The sequence below is a fragment of the Rhizobium sp. SG2393 genome (genome assembly GCF_042610495.1).
Classification (GTDB): Bacteria; Pseudomonadota; Alphaproteobacteria; order Rhizobiales; family Rhizobiaceae; genus RU20A.
In genome coordinates, this window is sequence record NZ_JBHGAP010000008.1 from 14119 (window position 1) to 38581 (window position 24463).

The window sequence follows — 24463 nt, forward strand, 5'->3', positions numbered from 1 at the left end:
GGTATCCGTTCAATCAGGCGATGCGCTTGCCGGTCTCGTCCAGAACCGCCTCGCCGTCTTCCTTCACGAAGGCGGAGGTAAAGGCGTCGGGCGGCAGGATATCCAGCACGGCTTCCGAGGGGCGGCACAGGCGCGTGCCGAGCGGTGTCACCACGAAGGGCCGGTTGATGAGGATGGGGGTCGCGATCATCGCGTCCAGCAACTGGTCATCGGTCAGTGCGGGATCGGCAAGGCCGAGTTCTTCATAGGGCGTGCCCTTTTCGCGGATCGCCTGGCGCACGGTGAGGCCGCCGTCGCGGATCATGCCGGCCAGCACGTCCTTTGCCGGCGGGTGGGCGAGGTAGTCGATCACGGTGGGCTCGATGCCGGCATGGCGGATGAGGGCCAGCGTGTTGCGCGAGGTGCCGCATTTCGGATTGTGGTAGATGGTGACGTCCATGGCAGCCATTCTCTCGATCAGGATTGGGGAACAGTGAGCGGGGCGGCGGCCGCGCGCTCACGCGCAAACAGCCAGCCGCCGATGAGGGCGCCGAGGAGCGCTCCGGCGATTTCGGCGATGATGAAGCCCGGCAGATCGACCGGGCGGATGCCGGCGAAGGTATCGGTCAGGCTGCGGGCAATCGCCACGGCGGGGTTGGCGAAGGATGTCGAGGCCGTGAACCAGTAGGCGGCGGTGATATAGAGGCCGACCAGCATGGGAACGGCCTCGGCGCGGAAGCGCAGGCCGCCAAGGATCGTCAGCAGCAGGCCGGCGGTTGCCACCACCTCCGCCGTCCACTGGCCGGTGCCGCTGCGCACGGTCTGCGACACCTGCAGAATCGGCAGATCGAACATGGCGTGGGCGAGAAGCGTGCCGGCGATGCCGCCCGCGATCTGCGCGAGGATATAGGGCAGAAGCATTCCCGCCTCGATCTCTCGGCGCAGCGCGAACACCAGCGTGACGACCGGGTTGAAATGCGCGCCCGATAGCGGCCCGAGAATGGTGATGAGCACCATCAGGATGGCGCCGGTCGGGATCGTGTTGCCCAGAAGCGAGACGGCGACGTCATCGCTCAGCCGATCGGCCATGATGCCGGAGCCGACGACGGTGGCGACGAGGATGGCGGTTCCGAGCGCTTCGGCGGTCAGGCGGCGGGTGGCGTCAGGCATGGGCTCGCTCAATTCTTCGCAGCGGGCGCGCAGGCGCTTGCGCATCCGGTCAGGTCGTCGATCAACGGCTGGCAGAGATCGGCACGACCACCGCAGCAGTCCTTCAAAAGATAGAGTGTCAGGGCGCGCAGCGTGTCGAAGTCGGCGCGGTAGAGAATGGAGCGGCCCTGTCGCTCGTCGGTAACAAGCCCCGCTTGCAACAGGATCGCCAGATGGTTCGACATGGTGTTCTGGGGAACGCCGATCATGCGCGCGAGCTCGCCGGCGGGGATGCCCTCCGGCTCGCATCGCACCAGCAGGCGGAAGGTCTGCAGCCGGGTCTGCTGGGCCAGGGCGGCGAGCGCCGCGATTGTTTCTTTTTCATCCATATATCCAGAATAATGGATTTATTTTTCACGTCAATAGACGCTGTGCGGCCCGTCGTTTCGCCGCGCTGGATAGGCAAAATGCACGCAGGACTGCAAGATTTACGGCATATCTCACTCTTTTCTTTTCCATTTGGTCAGAATAAGCTCAAGCTTCTGGGATAAAAAAAGGAGAAATTTCCATGACTTACCGAGTTTCGTCCCGCACCGTTGGCAAAATTTTCGCTTCCGTCGCGCTTGCCGCCCTTCTGTCGTCCACGGCTTTTGCCGAGACCGTCATCCGCCGCGGCAATGGCGGCGAGCCGCAGACGCTCGACCAGGCCAAGATCTCCATCGACATCGAAGGCTTCATCGTTCGCGACCTCTTCGAGGGCCTGACGGTGTATGACGCCAACGGCAAGGTTCAGCCGGGCGTGGCCGAGAGCTGGAAGATCTCCGATGACGGCACGGTCTACACCTTCAAGCTCCGGGACAACGCCAAGTGGTCCGACGGCAGCCCGGTCGTTGCCGGCGATTTCGTCTACTCCATGACCCGCGTGCTGGATCCCACGACCGCTGCCGGCTATGCCAATATCCTCTATCCGATCAAGGGCGCCGAAGCCTTCAACACCTCGAAGGGCAAGGCCGATGCGCTTGGCCTGAAGGCCATCGACGACAAGACGCTGGAAATCACGCTGGAGCGGGCGACGCCCTATTTCCTGCAGCTGATGACCCACTACACCGCCATTCCCGTCAACAAGGCGAACATCGAGAAATTCGGCGCTGATTTCACCAAGCCCGGCAACCTCGTCTCGAACGGTGCCTACAAGCTGACCGAATATGTCGCCAACGACCACATCACCGCCGTGAAGAACCCGGACTACTGGGACGCCGCGAATGTGAAGATCGACAAGGTGATCTATAACCCCTCGGAAGACCAGGCCGCCGTTGCCCGCGCCTTCGAGGCCGGCGAAATCGACATCGCCTACAACTTCCAGGCCGACCAGCGCGACTTCCTGACGAAGAAGCTCGGCGAAGACCAGGTGCAGGCCTCGCCTGCGCTCGCCACCTACTACTATGCCTTCGACAGCCGCCACGCACCTTTCGATGACGTGCGCGTGCGCAAGGCGCTGTCCATCGCGGTCGATCGCGACTTCCTGTCGGAGAAGGTCTATGGCGGCACCCAGCTGCCCTCCTACACCTTCGTGCCGCCGGGCATGGAAGGCTACACTTCGCCCAAGCCGGCCGATGCCGACAAGGACCAGCTGGATCGCGAAGACGAAGCCAAGGCACTGCTGAAGGAAGCCGGCTACGGTGAAGGCGGCAAGCCCCTGAAGATCGACATCCGCTACAACACCAACGAGAACCACAAGAAGGTGGCCGTTGCCGTCGCCGACATGTGGAAGGCGATCGGCGCGGAGGTCACCATCCAGAACCTCGACGTGAAGTCGCACTATGCCTATCTGCAGGAAGGCGGCACGTTCGACGTGGCGCGCGCCGGCTGGTCGGCCGACTATGCCGACCCGGAAAACTTCCTGAACCTGCTCGTCTCCACCAACAAGGCCTTCAACTACGGGCACTACAGCAACCCGAAGTATGACGAGCTGATGAAGGCCTCCTATGCCGAGACGGACCCGGCCAAGCGCATGGCGATCCTCGCCGAAGCGGAAGCCATCGTTCTGAACGAATATCCGGTCACGCCCTTCATGAACAATGCCAACCTGTGGCTGGTCAGCCGCAAGGTGAAGGGCTTCAGCCAGAATGCCGTCAACGAGCATCTGACCAAATATCTCTCCATCGAGTAATCGTCAGCGGCTGCTGCGCCCGCGTGTCTCCTGAAAGGGATGCGCGGGCGGCGTCCGTTCATGCGGCCGGCCGTGATGCCGCGCCGTCCGTCTTGAAGCGATTTCCGAACTGGAAGGCTGATGCGCCACAATGCGCCGGCCGGCCGGAGCGAGGGAGTGGCCCATGCTACGTTTCATTCTATCGCGCCTTCTGTCCTCGGCGCCGACGATCTTCATCGTCATGACGCTGTCCTTCTTCATGATCCGGCTGGCGCCGGGCGGCCCGTTCAATCTCGAGCGTCCGCTGGCGCCGGAGGTGCTGGCCAACCTCAACGCCGTCTACCATCTCGACCAGCCGGTCTGGAAACAATACGTCTTCTACCTCTGGAACGTGCTGCACGGCGATTTCGGGCCGAGCTTCGTCTACAAGGACTACACGGTTTCCGAACTCATCATGCAGGCCCTGCCCTACTCGCTGGTGCTGGGCGCCTGGGCGCTGGTCATCGCCGTTTTCGGCGGCATCGCGCTCGGCGTCTATGCGGCGCTGCGCCAGAACAGCTGGGCCGATTACCTGCTGATGGGCATTTCGGCGCTCGGCAATACCGTGCCGAACTTCGTGATCGGGCCGGTGCTGACGCTGATCTTCGCCGTCTCTCTCGCCTGGTTGCCGACGGGCAGTTGGGGCAGCGGCGACTTCCGGCATCTGGTGCTGCCGATCGTCGTCCTCTCTCTTCCGCAGCTCGCCGTCTTCGCGCGCCTGACCCGCGGCTCGATGATCGAGGCGCTCCGTGCCGACCATGTGCGCACGGCGCGCGCCTACGGCCTGCCGGCCCGCAGCGTGGTGGGCGTGCATGCGCTGCGCGCCGGGCTGATGCCGGTCATCTCCTATCTCGGACCGGTCGCCGCCTCGGTGCTGACGGGCTCGATCATCGTCGAGCAGATGTTCTCGCTGCCGGGTGTGGGGCGCTACTTCGTGCTCGGCGCGCTCAACCGCGACTATACGCTGGTGATGGGAACGGTGGTGCTGATCTCCGTCTTCATCGTCGTCCTCAACCTCATCGTCGACATCATCTATGCCTTCGTCGATCCGAGGATCCGCCATGACTGATCTCGTTTCCACCTCCGCACCCGAACCGGCGCAGGGACCCGTGAAGGGCCGCAGCCTCGCAGCCATGGCGCTCGCCCGCCTCTACCGCAACCGCGCCGCCACAGCCTCGATCGTCGTGCTCGCCATCGTCGCGCTGATCTGCTTCGTCGGCCCGTTCTTCAACCCACACAGCTATTCGACCGTCTACCAGTCCTATGTGGCGGTGCCGCCCAGCCTTTCGGCCTATCCGGCGGAGGACACGCTGCATGAGGTCATGGCGGGCGCCGTGGAGCGCGGCCGCGCCAAGCTCGACAGTTTCACCGTCTCGGGCAAGACCTACGAGGCGACGATTTCCTCCGAAAAGGAGATCGACCCGCGCATCGTGCGCTATCTCGACCGCCCCGACGAATTCGACGGCGCCGTCATCAAGGAGACGGGCGCCGACAAGACGACGGCGACGATCGAAGGCCATGTGAACCGCGAATATTTCCTGCTCGGCACCGACCGCAACGGCCGTGACATGCTGGCCCGCATCATGGTGGGCGGGCAGATTTCGCTCATGGTCGGCATTCTCGCCACGATCGTGGCCCTCGTCATCGGCGTGACCTATGGCGCGATCTCCGGCTATCTCGGCGGGCGGGTCGACAACATCATGATGCGCTTCGTCGAGATCATGTATTCGCTGCCCTTCATCTTCTTCGTCATCATGCTCGTCGTGTTCTTCGGCCGACACATCGCGCTGATCTTCATCGGCATCGGCGCCATCAACTGGCTGGACATGGCGCGCATCGTGCGCGGACAGACGCTGTCGCTCAAGCGCCGCGAATTCGTCGGCGCGGCGACCGCCATGGGGCTCTCGGACTGGGCGATCATCCGCCGGCACATCATCCCCAACACGATCGGCCCCGTGGTGGTGTTCGTCACCCTTCTGGTGCCGCAGGTCATCCTGCTCGAAAGCTTCCTGTCGTTCCTGGGGCTCGGCGTGCAGGAGCCGTTGACCTCCTGGGGCTTCCTGATCTCCGAGGGCGCCGGCGCCATCGAGGCAAGCCCCTGGCTGCTGCTCTATCCGTCGCTGTTCTTCGTCGTGACGCTGATGGCGCTCAACTATATCGGCGACGGCCTGCGTGACGCCTTCGACCCGAGGGATCGCTGAGATGGGGACCGTTGATATGACAGATAGCCTGCTCGACGTGAAAAACCTCTCCGTGACCTTTGCTTCGCCCGACGGCGAGGTGAAGGCGGTCAAGGATCTCTCGCTGACGCTGAAGAAAGGCGAGACGCTGGCGATCGTGGGCGAATCCGGCTCCGGCAAGAGCCAGACCATGATGGCGATCATGGGCCTTTTGGCTTCCAACGGCCGCGTGACGGGCTCGGCCCGCTTCCGCGGACAGGAACTGGTGGGGCTGAAGGAGGCGGAACTGAACAAGATCCGCGGCAGCCGCATCGCCATGATCTTTCAGGAGCCGATGACCTCGCTCGATCCGCTCTACACGATCGGCTTCCAGCTCGCCGAGCCGATGCGGGCGCATCGCGGGCTCAGCAAGGCCGAGGCACGGGCGCGCGCCATCGAGCTTCTGAAGCTCGTGCGCATCCCAGAGCCGGAGCGGCGCATCGATGCCTATCCGCACGAAATGTCGGGCGGGCAGCGCCAGCGCGTGATGATCGCCATGGCGCTTGCCAACGATCCGGATCTGCTGATCGCGGACGAACCGACGACCGCGCTCGACGTGACGATCCAGGCGCAGATCCTCGATCTGCTCGCCGAGCTGAAACGCAAGATCGGGCTGTCGATCATCTTCATCAGCCACGACCTCGGCGTTGTCAGGCGCTTCTCCGACCGCGTCGCCGTCATGTGCCGGGGCGACAAGGTGGAGGAAGGCGACATCGAGGCGATCTTCACCAGCCCGCAGCACGACTACACCAAGATGCTGCTCGCCGCCGAACCCACGGGTCGCAAGCCGCCCGTGCCGGCCGACGCGCCGATCCTGCTCTCGGCGCAGGCGGTCGATGTCTACTACCGCATCGATTCCGGGTCGATCTTCAAGCCGGACGGCCAGTTTCATGCGGTGAAGAGTGTGTCGCTTGCCATCCGGCGGGGCGAGACGGTGGGCGTGGTAGGCGAATCCGGCTCGGGCAAGTCGACGCTCGGGCGCGCGCTCCTGAAGCTCACGCCGTCCGAAGGGCGCGTCGTGCTGCTCGGCAAGGATGTGAGCGGCTTCGACCGCGACGGCATGCGGCCGCTCCGGCGCGAGGCGCAGATCGTCTTCCAGGACCCCTACGGCTCGCTCTCGCCGCGCATGACCGCCGGGCAGATCGTGGCAGAGGGACTTTCCGTCCACGAGCCCCAGCTTGGCAAGCGTGAGGTGGACGCCCGCACCATCGAGGCTTTCCGCGAAGTCGGCCTCGATCCGCAGAGCCGCAACCGCTATCCGCACGAGTTTTCCGGCGGCCAGCGGCAGCGCCTCGCGATTGCCCGGGCGCTGATCCTCAAGCCCAAGCTCATCGTACTCGACGAGCCGACCTCGGCGCTCGATCGCTCCGTGCAGCGCCAGATCGTCGATCTGCTGCGCGACCTGCAGGCCCGCCACGGCATGTCCTACCTCTTCATCAGCCACGATCTGGCCGTCGTCCAGGCGTTGTCGGACCGCATCATCGTGATGAAGGACGGCACCGTGGTGGAGGAAGGTCCGGCCGACGAGGTGATCAACCAGCCGGCCGCGCAATATACGCGCGACCTGATGAAGGCGGCGTTCGGGGGGTGATGGCGGCAGCCGGGGCGTCTGCCTGCGTGGCCCCCCCCTCTGCCCTGCCGGGCATCTCCCCCGCAAGGGGGGAGATCGGCTGTTTGCTTCCGCTCAGCCCTACTGCCATGTCTTTGCGATGCGGCAGCACGACCTTTGTGTCCGCAGGTTACAAGATAGAGCCGGCACGTTCCCTATTGCTGATCTCCCCCCTTGCGGGGGAGATGCCCGGCAGGGCAGAGGGGGGTGCCGCCAGCACGACGAAAATCGTCATAACCATCAGAAATCATTACATTAAATCCATCACCCCTTGACATGACCACATCATGACACCAACTCTGTAATGAGGCCGGGGCTTACAGAGCCCGGCCGTGTCGCACGTCTGACAGGAGTGAGTGACGAAGATGGAACAGATCACCGATCATATCGCCATGATGAGCATCGAAGAGCGCGAAGAAGTCTTCGTCAATCTGGCCCGTACGCTTGAATGGAACGCCCGCGAAGCCTTTGTCGAAGGTGACGAGCAGTTTGCGGTTCTGTCGAAGAACATGGCGGATGCGATCCGCGTCCATGCCGACGAGCTTGCGCGCCAGGATCCCGAGCATTCCGGCCGCGCCATGGCCGAGGCGACGGCGATCATCTCGCAGTTCAACGCCACGCATCCCTACCGCATGGTCAGCGCCGCGATTCACTGATCCACGCAACCGCCTGCGCTTTACCGTCCGCAACGAGACCCATGACGCCGTCATGGGTCTTTTGCTTTTTTGCGAGCCGGCGCACCGCAGGCCGGACGAAGGGGCCTTCGCCTTGACATTCGGGCAAATTCGGTGGACCGATACCCTCAATTTGGGGTTGAGATGATGCCGGAACGCCTTTTCGACAAGATCCTCCTGCGGGAAGCTGCGCAGCATGTGTCCGGTCGCATTCGCGTGGCTGCGAGCTGATCGAACGCGCATGAGTGCTGGCACCCATCCCCTTCCGCCCGCCGGGCCCATGACGGCTCGCCGCGGGCTGGCGATCACGCTTCTGGCGGAAGCGCTGCTGGTGATATCCTGGAGCGGCGGCTTCGTGGGCGTCCGATTTGCGATCGATCACGCGCCGCTCTTCCTCATACTTCTCTGGCGCAGCCTTGTGTCGGGGCTCATCTTGCTGCCATTCGCGCTGACGATCGGCCCGCCGATCCCATGGCGGGCCGCCCTCACCCAGGCGGTTTTCGGCGTCTTCGCCATGGCCTTCTATCTCGCGGGGTTTGCGCTTGCGATCGAGCACGGTGTTCCCACCGGCTTGACGGCGCTGATCACCGATATGCTGCCGCTGGCCGTCGCGCTGCTGTCATGGCCGGTGCTGGGCGAGACCCTGAGCGGTCGCCAATGGCTGGGCACGGCGCTCGGCTTTATCGGCGTCCTGGCGGCCTCCAGCAGTTCCCTTCATGCCGGCGACGTGCCCTTGTGGGCCTACGGCCTGCCGCTGCTTGGTACCCTATCGCTTGCTTTCGTGACGCTGCTGCTGAGGCGGAGCGCAGCGACCAGCCTTCCCGTGCACCAAAGCCTTTGCATCCAATGCCTCGCGGCGGCGGCGGTTTTCGCGCTCTTTGCCTGGCATGAAGGCCGCGTCGCGCCGCTGCTCGAAGCTGGCTTCATCGGCGGCGTTCTGTGGCTCGCCTTCATCGCGACCTTCGCGGCCTGGGGCCTTTATTACTTCGCACTGAAGACGACATCGCCGGCGCGCGTCACGGCCGTGCTCTATCTGTCGCCGCCGGTGACGATGATCTGGGCGTTCCTTCTGTTCGGCGAGCCGCTGTCGCTGATGATGGTGGTGGGCCTGGGCGTTTCGCTTGCCGGCATCATCATGGTCGTGCGCGGCTGAGCCTCTATCGCATCCGCATCTGCCGCTTCAGCATTGCCACTTCCGCATCCGTCAGCGCCCGCACCGCACCCTTTTCAAGATCGCCAAGGGGCAGCGTGCCGATCGCGACGCGCACGAGGCGGAGACACTCGGCCCCGAGGGTTTCCAGCATCCGGCGGATCTGGCGGTTGCGGCCTTCGTCGAGGACGATTTCGAGCCATGCCGTCTTCTCGCCGGCGCGCAGGGCCGTGACGCTGACCGCCGTCAGGCGCTCGCCCGCATGGGTCACGCCGGCCCTGAGGGCGGCGAGGAAGGCCTCGTCGGCCTGGCGGTCGATCTGCACGTGGTAGGTCTTCGGCAGGTGCGTTTCGGGATCGAGCAGCGCCTGGGCAAAGACGGTGTCGTTGGTGAAGAGGAGCAGGCCCTCGCTTGCCTTGTCGAGGCGGCCGACCGGCGAGAGATGCGTTGCGGAAACGCCGGTCAGGCAGTCGAAGACCGTCGGCCGTCCCTCGGGATCATGGCGGGTGGTGACGAGGCCGCGCGGCTTGTTCAGCATCAGATAGACAGGGGCCTCGGCGGCGATCGCCTGACCATCGACCGCTATCGTTGCCGTATCGAGATCGACCCAGGCCTCGATGTCGGTCTCCACGCGTCCGTCGATGCTGACGCGGCCGGCGCGGATGAGCGTTTCGGCCTGGGTGCGGGAGCAGAAGCCGCGTTTGGACAGGGCGCGCGGCAGGGTGACGCGCCTGCTGGGCGGGGCTGCCACGGGGCGCCCGGAGGCTGCGGCGGGTGGCCGCTTCGCGGTGCCGGCCTTCGTCGCTGCGGACGTTCCGGGACTGGCTTTGGCCGCACCGGACTTTCCGGCGTCGTTGCTGCCACTCGCGTTCTTGCCCGACGGCCCACGGGACGCCTTGCCGACATCCCGGCGCGTCTCTCTCCCGGATGGCTGTCTGCGACTGTCCTTCATCGACGGCTTTCGCCCTTTCGTTTCCACATCCAAAGGCGCGGCGCACCGCTTGCCTCGCTTTCCTCCCTCGGCAATAAGGGACGCGGCCGAAATTTGGAAGCGAGACGAGACCCGTGACCCATTCCTCCCCGACGCTGGACGCCATCACCACCGAGCTTCTGACGCTGCGCGACTACTGGCGCTACGCGATTTCGCGCTTCAATGCCGCCGATCTCAGCTATGGCCATGGCACGACAACGGCGAGCGACGACGCGGCCTTCCTGCTGCTCGATTCGCTCGACCTGCCGATCGACGTGCTCGATCCCTTCCTCGACGCCCGGCTGCTGCCCGACGAGCGGCGTCTTATGGCGGAGCGCATCGAGGCGCGGGTGACGACGCGCAAGCCGAGCGCCTATCTCACTGGCCGTTCCTATATCCAGGGCGTGCGTTTCCACGTGGATGAGCGGGTGATCGTGCCACGCTCGCACATCGGCGAGATCCTCTTCACCGAATATCTGGGCGAAGACGGTTCCGGCTTCCTGCCGGACCCGCTGGCCGTGGAAAGCGCGGTCGATCTCTGCACCGGGTCCGGCTGTCTTGCCGTGCTCGCCGCGAAGTTCTTTCCCGCGGCGGAGGTGGATGCCGTCGATCTCTCGGCCGATGCGCTGGACGTGGCAAAGCTCAACGTCGCCGAGCACGAGGTAGGCGAGCAGGTGCGTCTGCTGCAGGGCGATCTCTTCGCGCCGCTCAAGGGCCGGCGCTACGACATCATCATCACCAATCCGCCCTATGTGGACCACGAGGCGCTGGCCGGCTATCCGCCGGAGTTCCGCGCCGAGCCGGTGATGGCCCATGATGGCGGCGAGGACGGGCTGGACCTGGTGCGGCGGATTCTGGAAGAGGCCGCCGACCACCTGAACCCCGGCGGCGGACTTCTGTGTGAAATCGGCTCCGGCCGGGAAATCCTCGAAGAGGAGTTCCCCGAGCTCGAATTCCACTGGATCGAGACGGCCGAATCCCAGGACGCGGTGTTCTGGATCTCGGCTGAAGACCTCGGCGTGGAGGATTAAAGAAGTCCCCGCGCCGCGAGATTGCGCATGAGGTCGGCGATGCTGAAGGTCCAGGGCGGGCATTCGGTGGAGAGGCGCACGATGTTGACGAGGCTGCCGAGCTCGGGATTGCTGATCGTGACGCGGTCGCCGCGCTTGTGGGTGAAACCCTGGCCCTTGACGTCGCGATCCTGAATGGGCGCAAACAGCGTACCCATGTAGAGCATGAAGCCATCCGGATACTGGTGGTGGTCGCCGATGGTCTGGGCGACGAGATCGAGCGGATCGCGGCTGATCTCGCGCATCGTGCTCGTGCCGTCCATCACGAACCCATCCTCCCCTTCCACGCTCAGCGACAGATCGGCCCGGCGCACGTCATCGATACCGTAGGTGGCGTCGAAGAGACGGATGAAGGGGCCGATGGCGGCCGAGGCATTGTTATCCTTGGCCTTGCCGAGCAAGAGCGCCGAGCGACCCTCGACATCGCGCAGGTTCACGTCATTGCCGAGCGTGGCACCCTTAACGCGACCGCGGCTGTCGACGGCGAGCACGATTTCCGGCTCTGGATTGTTCCAGGTGGACACCGGATGCAGGCCGACGCTGGCGCCATGGCCGACGGCGGAGAGAACCGGCGCCTTGGTGAAGACCTCCGCATCCGGGCCGATGCCGACCTCCAGATATTGCGACCAGACGCCCTCCTCGATCAGCGTCGCCTTGACGCGGGCGGCCTCCTCGGAACCGGCCTTGAGGTCGCGAAGGCTGTCGCCGACGATGGCGGTGACGCGGGTGCGGATCGATGCGGCGAGCGTGGCATTGCCCGCCGCCTTTTCCTCGATGACACGCTCGATCATGGAGCGGGCGAAGGTGACGCCGCAGGCCTTGACGGCCTGGAGATCACACGGGGCAAGGAGGTGCAGGCGCTTTGGGTCGCCTGCGGTCTCGAAGGCGCTGGCCAGCAGATCGTCGATAGCGCCCAGATCCTCGCCATCGGCGGCATCGACAACCGCCACGGGATCGTCGGTTTCGAGCAGGTCGCGCATGGTGGGGTGGGCGCGCGTGGTGATGTCGATAACGCGGCCGGCGCGGAGCGCTACCAGTGCCGGCCCGGCGCGATCCGGACGGTGCACACGGCCGACGAAATGGCCGCTGTTGAAGAGGTCGCTCGTATATCCTGCCATGGTCTTTCCTCCCGATGCCGGCGTCCGGCGGCGCCATGTTGCAGGGTGATGGGAGCCTGTAAAGACGCCGGGCTGCACCTTTTTGCATCACAAGATCGGGAACAATGGCCGGAATTGCACGTTGGCTGTCACAGGAGAACGGCATGACGCCGTTCAAGGGAACGGCATGAGGCCGTCCACGAACAGAGGAGACATCCGATGAACGAGCATGTCAGGCCCGACAAGGACCGTCGTGACCGCCTCGCCGCCGAGGAAGTCCGCACCACGATCGACCCCGTTACGGGCGCGCCGATTGATCGCCGCATTCCGGGCGACACGGCGCAGCGCCCCGTTGAAAACAACGTCTACAACGCCGTGGAGACGCGCCCGGGGCGCAGTGGCTGGCCGATCCTCGTGGTGCTGGCCGCCGGTCTCATCCTGGCGCTGATCGCCTGGTATCCGGCGGAAGTCGCGACCCAAAGCGACACGGCAACCCAGCCGGCCGCGACCGACACGCAGTCGACGACGACGACACCGCCCGCCGCCTCAACCGACAACGGCACGGTCCCGTCCACGGGCGCACAGCCCACGACGACCCCGCCGGCCACCAATGACGCTGCGCAGCCGACCACCGGCACGACGCCGCAGGACACGGCTCCGACGACCACCACGCCCCCGGCTTCCACCACGGAACCGACCACGGGCACCACGCCGACGGACACCGCTCCGGCCACCAGTGGCCAGGGACAGCCGCTTAGCAACGGCCAGTAACCTCAGGCCGATGGAACGACAAAGCCGCGCCCGATCAGGCGCGGCTTTTTGTCGTGGATTTTATTTATGCCAGAAAGCGTTCCGGCCGGTAGGGCGCGAGGTCGATCACCGTCTTTTCTCCCGTCATGACTTCAGCAAGCGCGCGTCCCGTGACGGGGCCGAGCGTCATGCCGTGATGGGCATGGCCGAAGGCGAACCAGAGGCCCTGGTGGCGGGGGGCCTTGCCGATAATTGGCATCATATCAGGCGTGCAGGGGCGCGCGCCCATCCAAGGCTCCGGATCCCGGCGTTCGCCGAGCGGGAAGAATTCGCGGGCAACGCGTTCGGCGCGGGTGAGCTGCACGGGCGTCTTCGGCGCATCGCGATGGGCGAATTCGGCGCCGGTCGTCAGGCGGATGCCGCGCAGCATGGGCGCGAGGAAATAGCCCTTTTCGGCATCCAGCACCCAGTTGTTCAGGGTCGCATTGTCGGCGGTGCCGTAATGCATGTGGTAGCCGCGCTTGACGGCGAGCGGGAAACGATAGCCGAGCTTGCGGGTCACTGTATCTGCCCAGGGGCCGAGGGCAACGACAACCTCCAGCGCCTCGACCGGCCCCTCCGGCGTGGCGACGCGCCAGCCGGCCCCTTCCAGAACGTGTTCCAGCGTCGCGGCATCGCCGGATACGAGGCGACCGCCCAGAGATTCGAAATAGGCGAGATAGGCCTTGTTGAGGCTGTGAGGATCGCGAATGGACCAGGGATCGCTCCAGCGCAGCCCGCCGACCAGCTCGGCCCGGATGCCCGGCTCGATGGTCTTGAGTTCGGAGGTGGACAGCTTCTGGTGGCTGACGCCGAAACCGGCGGACAGGCGCTCGGCTTCCCGATAGGCGGCGTCGCGGGCCTTTTCGGTACGAAACACCTTCATCCAGCCATCATGGCGAATGAGATGGCCGGCGCCGGCAGCGTTGATGAGATCGGCATGTTCGGTGACGGAGTTTTCGATCAGCGGCGCATAGAGCCGCGCGATGGCCTGATGCTGGGTGAAGCCGGAGTGCCACCAGTAGCGCGCGAGAAAGGGAATGAGGCCGGGCAGCGCGCGCACATGATAATGCGCGTCGATCGTGTTGTTCAGCGCGTAACGGAACAGCGCACCGAAATCATGCGGGAAGCCATAGGGAAACACGCCCTCGCGCTGGATGAGACCAGCATTGCCGAAGGAGGTCTCCTCGCCGGCGCCGCGGCGATCGACGAGCACGACATTCTTTCCGCGCCGGGCCAGGTGGATCGCGGTGGAAATGCCGACAATGCCGGCGCCAAGGACGATGACGTCTGTCTTCATGATGGTTTCCCTTCCAACGCGCCTGCCCAGCACGGGCCGGCGCGGCCACGGCGGTCGTCTATTTCTTCAGCTTCGCCATGATCTGCTCGAGATAGCCGAGCAACACGGCAGAGGCGACGAAGGCCAGATGCATGATCGTTGCCCACATCAGCCGGTCGGCCGTGTACTGCTGGGTGTTGAGGAAGATCTGCAGGAGATGGATCGAGGAGATGGCGACAATCGAAGAGGCGACCTTGATCTTCAGGCTGCCGGCGTCGAGCTTGCCGAGGAAGGAGACTTCCCCCTCCTTCTCGCCCTCGTCGAAGCGGCTGACGAAGTTCTCGTAGCCGGAGATCATCACCATGACGATGAGGCTCGCGACCAGCGCGGCATCGATCAGGCCCAGCATGGCAAGGATCATGTCGGCTTCGTCGTAGACGAAGATCTGCGCCGCCACCTTCCACAGCTTGAAGAGGAAGGACACGGCGTAGATGCCGAGCGCGGCGACAAGACCGAGGTAGAAGATGACGAGCAGCCAGCGGCTGGACAGGATAATGCGTTCAACAAGGAGTTCGAGCGATTTCATGGGTCCCGGCCATCATTGTGCAGGTGCGAAACATGCGGCCATGATTAGCCAAGGCTTCAGAACGCCGCAAGCGGGTGTCCCGCAATGACGCCATGCAAAAGGGGCGGTGCTTGTCGCACCGCCCCTTGCCAGACATCCGTCTGTTGCTATCAGGCCCTTACGCCCGGCGGAAAAGACCGACGACGAGCGAGATGACCAGGAAGGCCAGGAACAGGAAGAAGAGGATCTGCGCAATGCCGGCCGAAGCGCCCGCAATGCCGCCAAAGCCGAGTACACCGGCAATAATGGCCACGACGAGGAAGACGAGAGCGTAGTAAAGCATGTGTTTCTCCTTGGGGTCCGTAATTGATGACAGCAAAACGCCGGCTGCGGCATTTTGTTCCGGCTTCCCGTCGCTCTATTCTTTTTGAACGGCTGCCCCATATCCCTCTTCCATCTTAAATTAACGCATACTTAACCATGATCGACGGCATTTGACCCTGTTCGGCACATGCAGAGCAGGCATGCGGGAACCATCGTCCCCGGGGATACGTTGAGCGGCTACCAAGATGAAAGAAGAAGCAGTCAATCACGTATCGGTAACAGTGTTGAAGGCGAATGATCATGGCCCTGCCCGTCAAACAGATATGGAAATCGGCTGTCGAAGCCGGACGCCCCGTGTCGCGCACGGAGAGCGGCAATGCACCCATCGCGCACACGCTGCGCCATCTGATGTCCGAGAGCACGGACGGCCAGGCCGTGGTGGACTTCGAAGGCCTGCTGGGACGTCTTGCCGACGCGGAAATCAAGAACCGCAAGCCGCGGGATCATTGAAGGGCTTCAGAAGCCCCTCAACGATCTCGCCGGATCGCGCGGCACATGGATAGAAAAAGAGCCGGGGCATCATCGACGCGGCGCCCCGGCTCTTCTTTTGCGGGCTTCTGCGCCGGCCGGCCGTCTATTTCGACAGCGCGGTTGCCCGCGGCACGGCGTGGTCCGCATGCGCTACGATGGCGGGGTGATCGACCTTGACGGAGACATCGAGCTTTCCGGCCGGCGTCACGTCCCAGACGATCTCGAGATTGTCGTAGATCATGGCGGGATCGATGCTGACGCAGGCGCCGTGGATGCGCGGCGCAAGACGTGACGCCTCGCGGCTTGCCGCCGGCAGGTCGGCACGGCAATCGGCGACAGTCTCGTAGGCTTCGAGCGGGGCAGGTATTTCGCGGCAATCGAGGTTGGACTCACCGCAGGCGACAAGAAGGAGAATGGCTGCAACGTGTTCCATGGCGGCTCTCCACATCAGGGATTTGCCGTTCAAACGTTGCAGGCGAGACAGAGGTTCCGCGCGCGGACGGCGCGCGATTCAACAGCGCGCGAGGGCTGCAGACCGAAAGTTGACGTGATTGTGGCCGTGCGGGAACAAATTCCTTGATGGATCGTTATTGCGGCAAGAAACGATGCCGGCACAAGAGTTTCAAAGCCGGAGCATAGGGAGCGTACCGCATGTCAACCATCCTTCTCGTCATTCTCGTTCTCTTGCTGATCGGCGCCCTGCCCACCTGGGGCCACAGCCGCTCCTGGGGCTATGGTCCCTCGGGTGGTCTCGGCCTTGTCGTCGTGATTTTGCTTATCCTCATTCTGATGGGCCGCATCTAAGCCCACAGTGAAACTACCCGGAAGTGCCTGCTCAACCCTCGTCGCGTCCTGAAAGGAACCCGAACATGAAGAAAATCCTCCTCGTCTCCGCCCTTATCCTGCCGCTGGCAGCCTGCAGCCAGACCGAACGGGGCGCCGGCATCGGTGCCGTCTCGGGCGGCATCATCGGTGGCGCCGTGACGGGTAACGTGCGCGGTGCTGCCGTCGGTGCCGCTGTCGGCGGTGTCGCCGGCGCGCTGATCGGCAATGCCAACGAGCCGGGCCGCTGCTACTACCGCGATCGCTACGGCCGCCGCTACGTCGACGCCTGCTGATCGGTCCGAAGGGACTAAGCAAAAACCCCGGAAGCAGTCGCTTCCGGGGTTTTTTATGGGCCGATAATCGGATCGGCATGGCGGATAGCGCCGCCTCGTCAGGATTTGCGCCCGGCAGCCTCGGCTGCGTCCAGCTTTTCCAGGAGGTCGAGAAACATGTCCGGAATCGGCTGGTTTTCGACGTCGTCATAGAGGGCCTTGAGGCGCAGCGCGATGTCGCGATTGGCGTCGCCTGGCGGGAAGATCGTGTCCGCGCCCGTCTTGCCCGCCGGGATCGAACCTGCGCGAGGCCTGCCGTTGCTGTCCGTCATGCTGCTGGCTCCTTTCGTCCCCTTCGCTTTTGCATCACGCCTGCCAACATCTCAAGGGCGGCATTGTTCCCGGTCCTTTTGCGACCTGGCCCGCACGCTCCAGCCCTTCCACGCCGGCTTCGGCGCAGGGTGGAAAACGGCGTTCAAACCAACTTTCCTTCGCCACCAAAACATGGTCAAAACGATTTGAAGTGATCCGCGGCGGATCATGACATCGATTGTTTTGAAGATCATAAAGATGTCTAGGCGAGGACAGACAAAATGTCACTTTCTATGCGTATTGCCGCCCACCTCCCCTATCTGCGCCGCTTTTCCCGCGCCCTGACAGGGTCGCAGACGGTGGGAGACGCCTATGTGGCCGGGGTGCTGGAAGCGCTGATTGCCGATATCGGCCTGTTTCCCACGCATTCCGACGACCGCATCAACACGTTCCAGCTCTTCTGCCGGGTGTTTCCGACGCTGTCGATCGAGGAGCCGGCCGTCTCCTCGCCCTTCGGCTGGGAGCAGAAGGCTTCCGTCAATCTCGCCCGCATGTCTCCGGAAACACGCAAGGCCTTCCTGCTGGTGTCTGTCGAAGGTTTCAGCGCAGCCGAGGCGGCGCTCATTCTGGACGAGAGCTTGGAGGCCGTGGAGGCTCAGCTTGACGGTGCCGCCCGCGCCATCAAGGAACAGGTGGCGACCACGGTCATGATCATCGAGGACGAACCGCTGATCGCGCTCGACATCGAAGACCTCGTGCGCGGGCTCGGCCACAATGTGGTGGGCATTGCGCGCACGCATACCGAGGCGGTCGATCTTTTCACCCGGACGCAGCCGAAGCTGGTGCTGGCCGATATCCAGCTCGCCGACGGCAGCTCCGGCATCGACGCGGTCAATGACATCCTGACATCGGCGACGATCCCCGTCATCTTCATCACGGCGTTTCCGGAACGGCTGCTGACAGGCGAGAAGCCGGAGCCTGCGTTCCTGGTGACCAAGCCCTTCAACCCGGACATGGTGCGGGCGCTGATCAGCCAGGCTCTGTTCTTCGATGAGAATGCGAAGACGGCGCAAGCCTGAAGGCGCCGGTTTGCGCTTCGGCCAAGGTGGCCTGAAGTGCAGATCGGGTTTGATCGGCGTGACGCTTCAAGCCGCGTTCAAGACACGAAAACCGGCCTCTCGCGGGGCCGGTTTTTTCGTGAACGAATTCGCCTGCCTCAGCCCGGCAGCTGGCGCTCCGGTGGCTTCGGGCGCACCTCTTCAAAGATGGTCATCGCGATCAGACAGAGCGGCATGGCGAGCATGGCGCCGACCGCACCCCACATCCAGGTCCAGAAGATGATGGCCGTGAAGATGATGAAGGGGTTAACCTCCAGCCGGCTGCCGAGGATCGACGGCATCAGAAGGTTTTCCATGACGAGATGCAGAAGAAAGAAGCCGATGGCCGGCAAAAGCGCGATCAGCAGCGCATCATGGGTCATCAGGCCGCCGGCGGCCAGCGCCAGCGTCATCACGGTGACGCCGAGATAGGGCACGAAGCTGGAGAGAAAGGCGAAAAAGCCCCAGATCGGCGCGAGCGCCAGCCCGCCGACGAAAGCGATGCCCATGGTGACGACGCCAAGCGCTGCATACATCAGGCTGGCCGTGGAGAAGTAGAAGCCAAGCGCCGCCTCGATGGCGTTCATGATGCGGATGGCCGCAAGGCGCCGCTCGCGATGGGCGCTTGCCATGATCAGGGTCTTGCGCAGCTCGACCCGGCCGATGAGGAAGAGGCCGAGCGCGGCGATGAAAACCAGAATCTGGATGATGGCGGGCGTCACGCCGCTCGCGGCAAAACTGACCACCGTGCCCGCATGCTGCATGACCATGTCGGTCATGACCTTGTCATCGCCGCCGCTTCCCGCCGTCAATTCCCAAAGGCGGACCCGCCCGAGCAGTGGCTGAAGCCGCTGCAACGTGCCTTCGAGGATTTGCGGCGCCTGGGTGAAGAGGTTGGCGACGGGGTCGGCGAGGCGGTTGACGAGAAACAGTGTGACGGATGCCAGGAGCAGAGCGAGGGTCAGGCCACCCAGTACCGGGGGAATGCCGAAGCGACCCAGCCTGTCGGCCGCCGCGCCCAGCACCGTTCCGACGACGACGGCCATGGTGACCGGCATCAACACAGGCTTCATGGTGTAGACAGCTGCCGAAGCCGCGAGCACGAAAAGGCCGATAATCGACCAGATGACGGCGTAGTCGAAGCCGTCGCGCCGGATGGTTACCTGCCGTCTGGAAGGCGTCTCCGGTGCCGTTTCCGGCTCCAGACCACTTGCCGGAACGGGCCGCCCGCCGCGCAACCGCTTCATCAAATTCATCTTGATCCCCTCGCCTCCACCGGCCTGATGCCCGTCGGAGGACTACCCCTCATTGATCATTGCGCCTGAGCGTTATCCCGCCGCTTTGAAACGCGGACCGGCAGGATTGGGCTGCGGCACAAAAGCCGGAGCGCCAATCGGCTTTCGTCTCGCCGATCAGCGCCCGGGTACCCGCACCGCAGCGACGGTCAGCGCTGTTCTTCCGGCGGAAAGACCGCCAGCGTCAGCGACAGCGCGCCAGCGCCGGCGAGCATGACAAGAAGGATGTTGGCAATGCCAGAGACGCTGTCGGGCACAAGGCCGAAAACGAGGATCGCAGCGGCAACAATGGCGAGCATGATCCGGGGAATCCAGTAGAGCATGGGGCATCCTCCTGAGTGCTGTAATGTATGAAGATGCCCTTAAACGCACGGCAGAACGGATGGTTCCCGTTCCTCCCTGCCACTGGCGGCCTTTGTCGGGAAAATATCAACTGTCACGAAACTTTCAGTGATCCGCAATCGTTTCTGCGCGTATCCCGGATCAAATGACAGCATTGCGGGCTGCCGAAACCCCGGATGACCCGACACGCACGTGAACACGGAGAACACCGATGAAGAAGACCCTGCTTCATGCCCTGCTTTCCGCAGGTGCCCTCGCCTCCATGCTGGCCGCAAGCGCCCATGCCGACACCGGGCGGCTGAGCGCCGAAGACATCCGCCGCGACATTGTGGGTCGGACCATCTATCTCGCCGCGCCGGTCGGCGGAGAGTTTCCGCTGAACTATCGCACCAATGGCGTCGTCGACGGCGACGGACAGGCGCTCGGCCTCGGCAAGTTCATCGCCCCGAAGGACAAGGGCAAATGGTGGATCGACGGCGACCGCCTCTGCCAGCAGTTCAACGTCTGGTATGACGGCGCGCCGATGTGCTTCGAACTCAGCCGCACCGAACCCGGCAAGGTCAAATGGGTGCGCGATAACGGCCAGACCGGCGTGGCGCGCATCGGAAACTGAAGCCGGGAGGCGCTCTTCCAACGGAGCAATGACCGGTGAATCGAAAGGGCCCACCAGTCGGCGGGCCCTTTCTCATTTCCGTCGCTGTCAGCCTCAGATGGCGGCGACGACGATGACTTCCACCAGATATTCCGGGGCTGCGAGCTTCGATTCGCCGGTGGCGCGGGCAGGCGTGTGGCCGGCGGGCACCCACTTGTCCCAGACGGCGTTCATCTTGGCGAAATCGGCGATGTCGGCGAGCCAGATCTGGGCGGTGAGGATCTTGGTCTTGTCGGTGCCGGCGAGCGCGAGCAGGCGATCGACCTCTGCCAGAGCCTGCGCGGTCTGGGTTGCGACGTCATGGCCGGCTTCTCCGACCTGGCCGGCGAGGTAGGCAATGCCGTTGTGGACAACGGCCTGGCTCATGCGGGGGCCGACTTCATAGCGCGTGATGGACATGGTTTTTTCCTGCTCGGCGCGGGACCGGCTGGCTCCGGGACCACGCGAATGGTGCGGTTTTCGGCGGCCGGCGGCTGGTGCGCGCGTCCGTCCGGGTGGCGGCGCCGGGCGCTTTTGCCCGGCTGCCGCTCCTCTAGCGGATTCCGCCGTCAATGCAAACTGCCGCGACTGGTCGAGGCGCGCCGCGCCGGCCTTGCCCACAGGCAAACAGCCGATGACGGACAGCGACGCCGAGACGCAGCCAGTCGCGCGCGCCGGTCAGGCGGCGGACTTGCGGGCAAGCCGCGCCCTAATGCTCTCGACATCGGCGCGCGGGGTCGCGGCAAACAGCGTCCTGGTATAGGCGTGCTGCGGATCGGAGAAGACGGCATCGCGGCTGCCATATTCGACCGCCTCGCCGTAATACATGACCATGACATCGTCGGCGATATAGCGCACGACGGACAGATCATGGCTGATGAAGACATAGGTGAGGCTGAACTCGTCCTGGAGGTCGGCAAGCAGGTTCAGGACCTGCGCCTGCACCGACAGATCGAGGGCCGAGACCGGCTCGTCCAGAACCAGCAGGCGCGGATTGAGCATGAGCGCCCGGGCAATGGCGATGCGCTGGCGCTGGCCGCCGGAGAACATGTGCGGGTAGCGCGCGTAATGCTTCTCCTCCAGACCCACCTTCTTCAGCATCGCCATCGCCTTGTCCTTGCGGTCGGCGGCGGATAGGGCGGTGTTGATGACCAGCGGCTCGCCGAGGATGTCGCCGATCTTCTTGCGGGGGTTCAGCGTGCCATAGGGGTTCTGGAAAACGATCTGCACCTTGCGACGCAACTCCGGCGTCATGGCCTGCGTGGCGATATCCACCTTCTGGCCATCGACGAACATCTCGCCGGCCGTCGGCGCATCGATCATCGTGACCATGCGGGCCAGCGTCGATTTTCCGCAGCCGCTTTCGCCGACGATGGCGAGCGTCTTGCCCTGCTCCACCGTGAAGCTGACGCCCTTGACGGCGTGAACCGTGCGCGCGGGCTTAAAGAGGCTGCCGGCCACGTGATAGTCGCGCACGAGGTTTCTGGCTTCGAGCACCGGGGTCATCGCACCGCTCCTTCGAAAATGTCCTTGTCGGTCAGGAATTCGCCGATCGTGGGCAGGCGATCGCCGGTGGCATTGTCGGGAAGTGCCGAGAGAAGGGCGCGGGTATAGGCGCTCTTCGGGTTTTCGAAGAGGGTCAGCACGTCCGCCTCCTCGATCTTGCGGCCCTTGTACTGCACGATCACGCGATCGGCGGTTTCGGCCACCACGCCCATATTGTGGGTGATCATGATGAGGCCCATGCCATGCTCGGCCTGCAGTTTCATCAGGAGATCGAGGATCTGCTTCTGGATCGTCACGTCCAGCGCGGTCGTCGGCTCGTCGGCAATCAGGAGCTTCGGATTGCAGGCAAGCGCGGTGGCGATCATCACGCGCTGGCACTGGCCGCCCGACATCTGGTGCGGGAAGCTCGCGAGACGATCTTCCGGATTGGGAATGCCCACCAGCCTGAAGAGCTCGATTGCCCGGTCATGGCGCGCCTTCTTGCCGAGATCGGTGTGCTGCTTCAAGACCTCCTCGATCTGGAAGCCGACGGTGAAGCAGGGATTGAGGCTCGCGACCGGCTCCTGGAAGATCATGGCGATCTCCTTGCCGATGATCTTGCGGCGCTCGGAGGCCGACATGGTCAGCATGTCGCGGCCGTTGAAGGTCAGCACATCGGCCGAGACCTTCGCGGTCCAGGGCAGAAGGCCCATGGCCGCCAGCATGGAGACCGATTTTCCGGAGCCGGATTCGCCGACGATCGCCAGCACTTCACCCGCATTGACCGACAGCGACACGCCATCGACGGCCCGGAAGGGCCCGGTGGCGGTATCGAACTCGACGACGAGATTCTTGATTTCGAGAAGGGACATCAGGCGTGTCTCCCCTTTTGAGGCGTCATGGCCGGCAACAGGCGGGGCAATGCCCCCACGCGGTTGATTGCGGCATGCGCGATTACGATATAGAATGCAGGACGTTCGGGGCTAACAGGAGATCCTTCCATGAGACCGCCCATTCTGCCACCGCTGATCTGACCCGGCGCCAGCGCGCCCGGCTCGCCTGGCACCTCAGCCGGGCACCGCGTGAGAGCCGGAAGGCCTTGCGCCAGCGACAGACCGAAACTGCCAGCCAGAACCGCAAGCCCGATCGAGCAGGCGACGAGCAGCCCGCGATAGAAGCGGCGCCGATCGATGCTGGCATTCAATGCGTTCAGCGTGACGTTTCCTTCCGAGACCACGATCTTGGCTGAGGCAACGGCCTGGGCAAAAATCTCGACCTTGCGATCGGTGCCCAGCGCCTCGTAGCGTTCGCTTTCGAAGGCGGCGAGCAGCGTGTCGAACTGGGCGCTGGCCTTGTAATAGTCGATCACGGCCTGAAGCGGCTGCTCAGGCAGACGGGTGATGTCCTTGCGGATCTGATCGAAGGCGGCGTTTTCGCGAACCAGCGGAATGAAGTGACGGTAATCCGGCTCCGTCTCGTAGCGATGGCGCAGCCGCGCCACGAGCCGGTCGTCCGCATAGGCCGTCTGGGCCTTTACGTTTCCCGACACTTCGGCCCGCAGCGCAATCAGCCGCTCGAGTTCAGCACCCCAGACGGCGAGATAGTGGAGCATGCCGCCGATCAGGCTCTTTCCGAGCCAGCCGGCAGCCGCCACCGTCGTCGCGATCAGCGCGGCGACGACGGCCCCTCCCCCGCTCTGAAGAAGCAGCGTGCAGAGCATCACGACCTCTTCAGCTTGGGATCGAGCGCATCGCGCAGGCCGTCGCCCATCAGGTTGATGGCGAGAACGGTGATGAGGATGGCAAGGCCCGGGAAGGTGACGACCCACCAGGCGCGCTGGATGAACTCGCGGGCTTCGGCGAGCATGGTGCCCCATTCCGGCGTCGGCGGCTGGGCGCCCATGCCGAGGAAGCCCAGCGCCGCCGCATCGAGGATGGCGGCGGAGAAGGCGAGCGTCGCCTGCACGATGAGGGGTGCGAGACAGTTCGGCAGGATCGTCAGGAACATGAGCCGCAGCGTGCCGGCACCGGCCACCTGCGAGGCGATGACGTAGTCCTTGGTCTTTTCCGTCATCACGGCCGCCCTCGTCAGGCGCACGAAATGCGGCTGGTTGACGAGCGCGATGGCGATCATGGCATTGACGAGACCGGGACCGAGCACCGCGACCAGCACGAGGGCGAGCAGCAGCGACGGGAAGGCCAAAATGATATCCATGACGCGCATGATGGTCGTATCGACCCAGCCGCGGAAATAGCCGGCGACGAGGCCGATCAGCACGCCCGAGAGCACCGACAGCGTGACGACCACGACGCCGATGAAGAGCGAGAAGCGGGCGCCGTAGATGAGGCGCGAGAGGATGTCGCGCCCGACCGCATCGGTGCCGAGCGGGAAGGCCCACTGGCCGCCTTCCATGAAGACCGGCGGGAGCAACAGGATGTCGCGGTTCTGCCCGCTCGGATCATGCGGCGCGACAAAGGGCGCGAAGACGGCGACGAAGAGCACGACGAGGAAGATCCCCAGCCCGATGACGGCGCCCTTGTTGCGCGAGAAATAGTACCAGAACTCCGAAAGGCCGGAGGGGGGCACGGTGCCGGTGTCGACGGTGGCCATG

30 protein-coding genes are annotated in these 24463 nt (G+C 64.2%); 13 read left to right on the forward strand and 17 right to left on the reverse strand.

Annotated features, from left to right (window positions below; translation table 11 throughout):
* Positions 1-13 precede the first annotated feature (13 nt).
* Genes arsC through ACED18_RS15660 form a run of 3 tightly spaced genes read right to left on the reverse strand, consistent with a single transcriptional unit; the run spans position 14 to position 1517 of the window.
* The gene (gene arsC / locus ACED18_RS15650) at positions 14-439 is read right to left on the reverse strand and encodes an arsenate reductase (glutaredoxin) (protein WP_377294211.1); all 426 of its coding nucleotides are present in this window, start codon (positions 437-439) and stop codon (positions 14-16) included.
* A gap of 17 nt (positions 440-456) precedes the next feature.
* On the reverse strand, positions 457-1149 hold the full coding sequence (locus ACED18_RS15655; protein ID WP_377293886.1) for an aquaporin: 693 nt from the start codon (positions 1147-1149) through the stop codon (positions 457-459).
* An 8-nt stretch (positions 1150-1157) separates the two neighbouring features.
* Positions 1158-1517 carry an ArsR/SmtB family transcription factor gene (locus ACED18_RS15660; protein ID WP_377293888.1) on the reverse strand — a complete coding sequence of 120 codons (360 nt, stop codon included), beginning with the start codon at positions 1515-1517 and terminating at the stop codon, positions 1158-1160.
* 179 nt (positions 1518-1696) lie between these two features.
* Between ACED18_RS15660 and ACED18_RS15665 the strand changes: the two genes are divergently transcribed.
* The 6 genes from ACED18_RS15665 (at position 1697) to ACED18_RS15690 (ending at position 8971) form a co-directional block, all read left to right on the forward strand.
* Positions 1697-3298, forward strand: coding sequence for a peptide ABC transporter substrate-binding protein (locus tag ACED18_RS15665; RefSeq protein ID WP_377293890.1), 1602 nt, complete (start codon positions 1697-1699; stop codon positions 3296-3298).
* A 163-nt stretch (positions 3299-3461) separates the two neighbouring features.
* Positions 3462-4385, forward strand: a complete 924-nt coding sequence (gene oppB / locus ACED18_RS15670; RefSeq protein ID WP_377293892.1) for an oligopeptide ABC transporter permease OppB — start codon at positions 3462-3464, stop codon at positions 4383-4385.
* Positions 4378-5517: an ABC transporter permease subunit gene (locus ACED18_RS15675; RefSeq protein WP_377293894.1), complete on the forward strand. Its 1140-nt coding sequence runs from the start codon at positions 4378-4380 to the stop codon at positions 5515-5517. The genes oppB and ACED18_RS15675 overlap by 8 nt, the downstream gene beginning before the upstream one ends.
* A 16-nt stretch (positions 5518-5533) precedes the next feature.
* Positions 5534-7126, forward strand: coding sequence for an ABC transporter ATP-binding protein (locus ACED18_RS15680; protein ID WP_377293896.1), 1593 nt, complete (start codon positions 5534-5536; stop codon positions 7124-7126).
* A 383-nt stretch (positions 7127-7509) separates the two neighbouring features.
* Positions 7510-7800, forward strand: coding sequence for a hypothetical protein (locus ACED18_RS15685; RefSeq protein WP_377293898.1), 291 nt, complete (start codon positions 7510-7512; stop codon positions 7798-7800).
* Between the two features lie 298 nt (positions 7801-8098).
* Positions 8099-8971: a DMT family transporter gene (locus ACED18_RS15690; RefSeq protein ID WP_377293900.1), complete on the forward strand. Its 873-nt coding sequence runs from the start codon at positions 8099-8101 to the stop codon at positions 8969-8971.
* 4 nt (positions 8972-8975) lie between these two features.
* On the opposite strand, the gene ACED18_RS15695 is transcribed toward ACED18_RS15690, so the two are convergent.
* A complete protein-coding gene (locus ACED18_RS15695) occupies positions 8976-9719 on the reverse strand; it encodes a pseudouridine synthase (RefSeq protein ID WP_377293902.1) in 744 nt (247 codons plus the stop codon).
* 314 nt (positions 9720-10033) lie between these two features.
* Between ACED18_RS15695 and prmB the strand changes: the two genes are divergently transcribed.
* Entirely contained in the window at positions 10034-10969 is a 936-nt protein-coding gene (gene prmB / locus ACED18_RS15700; RefSeq protein WP_377293904.1) for a 50S ribosomal protein L3 N(5)-glutamine methyltransferase, read from the forward strand.
* Here prmB and ACED18_RS15705 read toward each other — a convergent pair.
* Entirely contained in the window at positions 10966-12126 is a 1161-nt protein-coding gene (locus ACED18_RS15705) for a fumarylacetoacetate hydrolase family protein (protein ID WP_377293906.1), read from the reverse strand. The genes prmB and ACED18_RS15705 overlap by 4 nt on opposite strands.
* A gap of 198 nt (positions 12127-12324) precedes the next feature.
* On the opposite strand from ACED18_RS15705, the gene ACED18_RS15710 reads away from it, so the two are divergent.
* A complete protein-coding gene (locus tag ACED18_RS15710) occupies positions 12325-12876 on the forward strand; it encodes a hypothetical protein (protein ID WP_377293908.1) in 552 nt (183 codons plus the stop codon).
* 64 nt (positions 12877-12940) lie between these two features.
* On the opposite strand, the gene ACED18_RS15715 is transcribed toward ACED18_RS15710, so the two are convergent.
* From ACED18_RS15715 to ACED18_RS15725, 3 genes are all read right to left on the reverse strand, one after another.
* Positions 12941-14194 (reverse strand): NAD(P)/FAD-dependent oxidoreductase, encoded by a 1254-nt coding sequence (locus ACED18_RS15715; RefSeq protein WP_377293910.1) that lies wholly within the window; start codon positions 14192-14194, stop codon positions 12941-12943.
* 58 nt (positions 14195-14252) lie between these two features.
* Positions 14253-14759, reverse strand: a complete 507-nt coding sequence (locus tag ACED18_RS15720) for a TIGR00645 family protein (protein ID WP_377293912.1) — start codon at positions 14757-14759, stop codon at positions 14253-14255.
* A 157-nt stretch (positions 14760-14916) separates the two neighbouring features.
* Positions 14917-15081, reverse strand: coding sequence for a DUF1328 domain-containing protein (locus ACED18_RS15725; protein WP_149738321.1), 165 nt, complete (start codon positions 15079-15081; stop codon positions 14917-14919).
* Between the two features lie 281 nt (positions 15082-15362).
* On the opposite strand from ACED18_RS15725, the gene ACED18_RS15730 reads away from it, so the two are divergent.
* Positions 15363-15572: a hypothetical protein gene (locus ACED18_RS15730; protein WP_377293915.1), complete on the forward strand. Its 210-nt coding sequence runs from the start codon at positions 15363-15365 to the stop codon at positions 15570-15572.
* Positions 15573-15696: 124 nt separating this feature from the next.
* Here ACED18_RS15730 and ACED18_RS15735 read toward each other — a convergent pair whose 3' ends face one another.
* Positions 15697-16026, reverse strand: coding sequence for a hypothetical protein (locus tag ACED18_RS15735; protein WP_377293917.1), 330 nt, complete (start codon positions 16024-16026; stop codon positions 15697-15699).
* Between the two features lie 218 nt (positions 16027-16244).
* Here ACED18_RS15735 and ACED18_RS15740 point away from each other — a divergent pair, with 218 nt between their 5' ends.
* Both ACED18_RS15740 and ACED18_RS15745 read left to right on the forward strand, forming a co-directional pair.
* Positions 16245-16397, forward strand: a complete 153-nt coding sequence (locus ACED18_RS15740) for a DUF3309 family protein (protein ID WP_149738324.1) — start codon at positions 16245-16247, stop codon at positions 16395-16397.
* A 65-nt stretch (positions 16398-16462) separates the two neighbouring features.
* Positions 16463-16711 carry a glycine zipper domain-containing protein gene (locus tag ACED18_RS15745; RefSeq protein ID WP_377293919.1) on the forward strand — a complete coding sequence of 83 codons (249 nt, stop codon included), beginning with the start codon at positions 16463-16465 and terminating at the stop codon, positions 16709-16711.
* A gap of 98 nt (positions 16712-16809) precedes the next feature.
* Here the strand turns inward: ACED18_RS15745 and ACED18_RS15750 are convergent, their stop codons facing one another.
* Positions 16810-17022 carry a NepR family anti-sigma factor gene (locus tag ACED18_RS15750; RefSeq protein ID WP_377293921.1) on the reverse strand — a complete coding sequence of 71 codons (213 nt, stop codon included), beginning with the start codon at positions 17020-17022 and terminating at the stop codon, positions 16810-16812.
* A gap of 261 nt (positions 17023-17283) precedes the next feature.
* On the opposite strand from ACED18_RS15750, the gene ACED18_RS15755 reads away from it, so the two are divergent.
* On the forward strand, positions 17284-18081 hold the full coding sequence (locus ACED18_RS15755) for a response regulator (RefSeq protein WP_377293923.1): 798 nt from the start codon (positions 17284-17286) through the stop codon (positions 18079-18081).
* A 137-nt stretch (positions 18082-18218) separates the two neighbouring features.
* Here the strand turns inward: ACED18_RS15755 and ACED18_RS15760 are convergent, their stop codons facing one another.
* Entirely contained in the window at positions 18219-19355 is a 1137-nt protein-coding gene (locus tag ACED18_RS15760; protein ID WP_377293925.1) for an AI-2E family transporter, read from the reverse strand.
* 188 nt (positions 19356-19543) lie between these two features.
* A complete protein-coding gene (locus tag ACED18_RS15765) occupies positions 19544-19717 on the reverse strand; it encodes a hypothetical protein (protein ID WP_377293927.1) in 174 nt (57 codons plus the stop codon).
* Between the two features lie 230 nt (positions 19718-19947).
* On the opposite strand from ACED18_RS15765, the gene ACED18_RS15770 reads away from it, so the two are divergent.
* Positions 19948-20349: a hypothetical protein gene (locus ACED18_RS15770; RefSeq protein ID WP_377293929.1), complete on the forward strand. Its 402-nt coding sequence runs from the start codon at positions 19948-19950 to the stop codon at positions 20347-20349.
* Between the two features lie 93 nt (positions 20350-20442).
* Here the strand turns inward: ACED18_RS15770 and ACED18_RS15775 are convergent, their stop codons facing one another.
* The 5 genes from ACED18_RS15775 to ACED18_RS15795 all read right to left on the reverse strand — a co-directional run bounded on the left by ACED18_RS15775 (position 20443) and on the right by ACED18_RS15795 (position 24462).
* Positions 20443-20787 carry a RidA family protein gene (locus ACED18_RS15775; protein ID WP_377293931.1) on the reverse strand — a complete coding sequence of 115 codons (345 nt, stop codon included), beginning with the start codon at positions 20785-20787 and terminating at the stop codon, positions 20443-20445.
* A 258-nt stretch (positions 20788-21045) separates the two neighbouring features.
* On the reverse strand, positions 21046-21873 hold the full coding sequence (locus ACED18_RS15780) for a dipeptide ABC transporter ATP-binding protein (RefSeq protein ID WP_377293933.1): 828 nt from the start codon (positions 21871-21873) through the stop codon (positions 21046-21048).
* Positions 21870-22724, reverse strand: coding sequence for an ABC transporter ATP-binding protein (locus ACED18_RS15785; protein WP_377293935.1), 855 nt, complete (start codon positions 22722-22724; stop codon positions 21870-21872). Before ACED18_RS15785 ends, ACED18_RS15780 begins: the two co-directional genes overlap by 4 nt.
* Positions 22724-23572 (reverse strand): hypothetical protein, encoded by an 849-nt coding sequence (locus ACED18_RS15790; RefSeq protein WP_377293937.1) that lies wholly within the window; start codon positions 23570-23572, stop codon positions 22724-22726. Before ACED18_RS15790 ends, ACED18_RS15785 begins: the two co-directional genes overlap by 1 nt.
* Positions 23572-24462, reverse strand: a complete 891-nt coding sequence (locus ACED18_RS15795; protein WP_377293939.1) for an ABC transporter permease subunit — start codon at positions 24460-24462, stop codon at positions 23572-23574. Before ACED18_RS15795 ends, ACED18_RS15790 begins: the two co-directional genes overlap by 1 nt.
* Position 24463 lies beyond the last annotated feature (1 nt).

Coding starts and splice junctions, on each gene's coding strand:
- ACED18_RS15690 (WP_377293900.1), top strand. CDS start 8,099: ATGACGGCTCGCCGCGGGCTGGCGATCACGCTTCTGGCGGAAGCGCTG.
- ACED18_RS15760 (WP_377293925.1), bottom strand. CDS start 19,355: ATGAATTTGATGAAGCGGTTGCGCGGCGGGCGGCCCGTTCCGGCAAGT.
- ACED18_RS15745 (WP_377293919.1), top strand. CDS start 16,463: ATGAAGAAAATCCTCCTCGTCTCCGCCCTTATCCTGCCGCTGGCAGCC.
- ACED18_RS15720 (WP_377293912.1), bottom strand. CDS start 14,759: ATGAAATCGCTCGAACTCCTTGTTGAACGCATTATCCTGTCCAGCCGC.
- ACED18_RS15750 (WP_377293921.1), bottom strand. CDS start 17,022: ATGACGGACAGCAACGGCAGGCCTCGCGCAGGTTCGATCCCGGCGGGC.
- ACED18_RS15780 (WP_377293933.1), bottom strand. CDS start 21,873: ATGACCCCGGTGCTCGAAGCCAGAAACCTCGTGCGCGACTATCACGTG.
- ACED18_RS15765 (WP_377293927.1), bottom strand. CDS start 19,717: ATGCTCTACTGGATTCCCCGGATCATGCTCGCCATTGTTGCCGCTGCG.
- ACED18_RS15715 (WP_377293910.1), bottom strand. CDS start 14,194: ATGAAGACAGACGTCATCGTCCTTGGCGCCGGCATTGTCGGCATTTCC.
- ACED18_RS15655 (WP_377293886.1), bottom strand. CDS start 1,149: ATGCCTGACGCCACCCGCCGCCTGACCGCCGAAGCGCTCGGAACCGCC.
- ACED18_RS15785 (WP_377293935.1), bottom strand. CDS start 22,724: ATGTCCCTTCTCGAAATCAAGAATCTCGTCGTCGAGTTCGATACCGCC.
- ACED18_RS15735 (WP_377293917.1), bottom strand. CDS start 16,026: ATGGAACACGTTGCAGCCATTCTCCTTCTTGTCGCCTGCGGTGAGTCC.
- ACED18_RS15705 (WP_377293906.1), bottom strand. CDS start 12,126: ATGGCAGGATATACGAGCGACCTCTTCAACAGCGGCCATTTCGTCGGC.
- arsC (WP_377294211.1), bottom strand. CDS start 439: ATGGACGTCACCATCTACCACAATCCGAAATGCGGCACCTCGCGCAAC.
- ACED18_RS15665 (WP_377293890.1), top strand. CDS start 1,697: ATGACTTACCGAGTTTCGTCCCGCACCGTTGGCAAAATTTTCGCTTCC.
- ACED18_RS15775 (WP_377293931.1), bottom strand. CDS start 20,787: ATGTCCATCACGCGCTATGAAGTCGGCCCCCGCATGAGCCAGGCCGTT.
- ACED18_RS15660 (WP_377293888.1), bottom strand. CDS start 1,517: ATGGATGAAAAAGAAACAATCGCGGCGCTCGCCGCCCTGGCCCAGCAG.
- ACED18_RS15725 (WP_149738321.1), bottom strand. CDS start 15,081: ATGCTTTACTACGCTCTCGTCTTCCTCGTCGTGGCCATTATTGCCGGT.
- ACED18_RS15795 (WP_377293939.1), bottom strand. CDS start 24,462: ATGGCCACCGTCGACACCGGCACCGTGCCCCCCTCCGGCCTTTCGGAG.
- ACED18_RS15675 (WP_377293894.1), top strand. CDS start 4,378: ATGACTGATCTCGTTTCCACCTCCGCACCCGAACCGGCGCAGGGACCC.
- oppB (WP_377293892.1), top strand. CDS start 3,462: ATGCTACGTTTCATTCTATCGCGCCTTCTGTCCTCGGCGCCGACGATC.
- ACED18_RS15710 (WP_377293908.1), top strand. CDS start 12,325: ATGAACGAGCATGTCAGGCCCGACAAGGACCGTCGTGACCGCCTCGCC.
- ACED18_RS15755 (WP_377293923.1), top strand. CDS start 17,284: ATGTCACTTTCTATGCGTATTGCCGCCCACCTCCCCTATCTGCGCCGC.
- ACED18_RS15680 (WP_377293896.1), top strand. CDS start 5,534: ATGACAGATAGCCTGCTCGACGTGAAAAACCTCTCCGTGACCTTTGCT.
- ACED18_RS15790 (WP_377293937.1), bottom strand. CDS start 23,572: ATGCTCTGCACGCTGCTTCTTCAGAGCGGGGGAGGGGCCGTCGTCGCC.
- ACED18_RS15730 (WP_377293915.1), top strand. CDS start 15,363: ATGGCCCTGCCCGTCAAACAGATATGGAAATCGGCTGTCGAAGCCGGA.
- ACED18_RS15770 (WP_377293929.1), top strand. CDS start 19,948: ATGAAGAAGACCCTGCTTCATGCCCTGCTTTCCGCAGGTGCCCTCGCC.
- ACED18_RS15685 (WP_377293898.1), top strand. CDS start 7,510: ATGGAACAGATCACCGATCATATCGCCATGATGAGCATCGAAGAGCGC.
- ACED18_RS15740 (WP_149738324.1), top strand. CDS start 16,245: ATGTCAACCATCCTTCTCGTCATTCTCGTTCTCTTGCTGATCGGCGCC.